Source organism: Moorena sp. SIO3I8 (assembly GCF_010692325.1).
GTDB lineage: Bacteria > Cyanobacteriota > Cyanobacteriia > Cyanobacteriales > Coleofasciculaceae > Moorena.
Genome location: NZ_JAAHHW010000386.1, coordinates 1 through 1,411 on the forward strand (window position 1 = coordinate 1; position 1,411 = coordinate 1,411).

4 protein-coding genes and 1 pseudogene are annotated in these 1,411 nt (G+C 46.8%); 1 reads left to right on the forward strand and 4 read right to left on the reverse strand.

Annotated elements, in window-relative coordinates:
• The coding region (locus tag F6K51_RS37205) for a gamma-butyrobetaine hydroxylase-like domain-containing protein (RefSeq protein ID WP_293031191.1) at nt 1-178 on the reverse strand (178 nt) is incomplete at its 3' end.
• A 35-nt stretch (nt 179-213) separates the two neighbouring features.
• Complete coding sequence (locus F6K51_RS38875) at nt 214-687, reverse strand: ureidoglycolate lyase (RefSeq protein WP_365940653.1); 474 nt, start codon at nt 685-687, stop codon at nt 214-216.
• A 31-nt stretch (nt 688-718) separates the two neighbouring features.
• Between F6K51_RS38875 and F6K51_RS37215 the strand changes: the two genes are divergently transcribed.
• On the forward strand, nt 719-841 hold the full coding sequence (locus F6K51_RS37215; RefSeq protein ID WP_293031185.1) for a hypothetical protein: 123 nt from the start codon (nt 719-721) through the stop codon (nt 839-841).
• Nucleotides 842-979: 138 nt separating this feature from the next.
• On the opposite strand, the gene F6K51_RS37220 is transcribed toward F6K51_RS37215, so the two are convergent.
• Both F6K51_RS37220 and F6K51_RS37225 read right to left on the reverse strand, forming a co-directional pair.
• Nucleotides 980-1,222: a hypothetical protein gene (locus tag F6K51_RS37220; protein ID WP_293031188.1), complete on the reverse strand. Its 243-nt coding sequence runs from the start codon at nt 1,220-1,222 to the stop codon at nt 980-982.
• Nucleotides 1,197-1,411 (reverse strand): annotated as a pseudogene (locus F6K51_RS37225) (hypothetical protein); the annotation flags it as partial. The pseudogene F6K51_RS37225 and the gene F6K51_RS37220, both read right to left, overlap by 26 nt.

Consider the following 1,411-nt stretch of genomic DNA (forward strand, 5'->3'; position numbering starts at 1 on the left):
TGTTGAGGCTTAATGTGTCTGGTTGAAAACATGTGGGAGAGTGGCAATTGTCGCGCAGCCAGAGGTTGTGATAAAAGCTTTCGTGACCATCTTTCCAAGTAATTTGCACCCCCTTATTGACGGTGGTAACCGATTGGATGCGAAAAGCCGATTTGAGTTGCTGAACTAATGTGACCATATTACTCCTTTTATCGATAAATAGAATAGAGCAGTTTAACCGTCTTGCGGTTGACCTAGGGGAATTTTTAACCAAGTATTATGCTCTTTGGTTAAGAAACAATCGATTGTTGCATAAATACTGCCTTGTTTTCTCTGATAAACAACTTCTTTCCCCGAAAGTGATATTGGATTTGTATGCCAGACTCCAGGATGTATTGAAATGCCACAACTACCATCTGAATAAAGAGCTACAAAATCTTCAGGTTTGACATCTTCTTTAGGAGGAGCCAAAAGAAATATACTTGGTTCGCCATTTTTAGGCATAAACGCTTCTCCTGCATCTAGATGGGCACTCAGCCAGTTTACCAGAATATATTTAGAGTTACTTTCTGGTTCGGATATAATCTTACCCGCTGCACCACCGCGAGCATTCTGATGACCGGCAGAAAATAGGGTTGACCCCTCCCAATAGACTCTGAACTCCTCTTCAATAACAGTACCGTAACCCCCCTTGGAAATTGTAACTATTCAGGGGGGGGTAGGGTGTAAACTGGGGAACATGGAAGAGAAGCTCGCGCTCGCTGGAGTCAAGATTCCCAGGGAAGACTGGGAAAGAACTCCCGCCAGTGTCAAAGAACTCATATTAAACCTGGAACAAAGACTCACAACCATAGAAGATTAGACTTTGGACAAAACGCGAGCTTTGACAATAGGTTTTGTCTGTCGAGAGAAGCCAGTTCAGCCACAGAGGAAAAGAGCGGTTCCCCCAGCACGGATTTCGGGGCTTTTTGGCCTTTGAAGGGTCGATCTGGAGTTTAGACTAAACGATGCGATCGCAAGGGAAAGGAGAAAGGTTTTTTGTCGGTCTCAACCGTCCTTGACGCAAAGGTTTAACCCACCCTTGCTCTTGATTTTCCTCAGAAATGACATAGCGCAGCCCGTCTTGGGTATAGCCCTGGGCACGAGCACTGACGAGGTGATAGAAACCGAACCCAAGCATCTCCAGGGAAATGCGTTCAAAGGGAAACTCGTTGGCCTCAGCCACGCTCGAACTCGATGCCATTGGGTAGAGGAAGAAGAGACGTCGCCTCACAGCGCAGAACCTGAATCAGAAAATCGAGAATCGAACGTCCTTGAGTGCGTAGAGTTGTCACCACAGTTAACATCCGCGCCACAAACTCACTCCCTCCCGCCGACTGAGACCCAAAACTCAAGCGTCGCCAAATCACTGCGGTGCGCAGTGCTCGTTCGA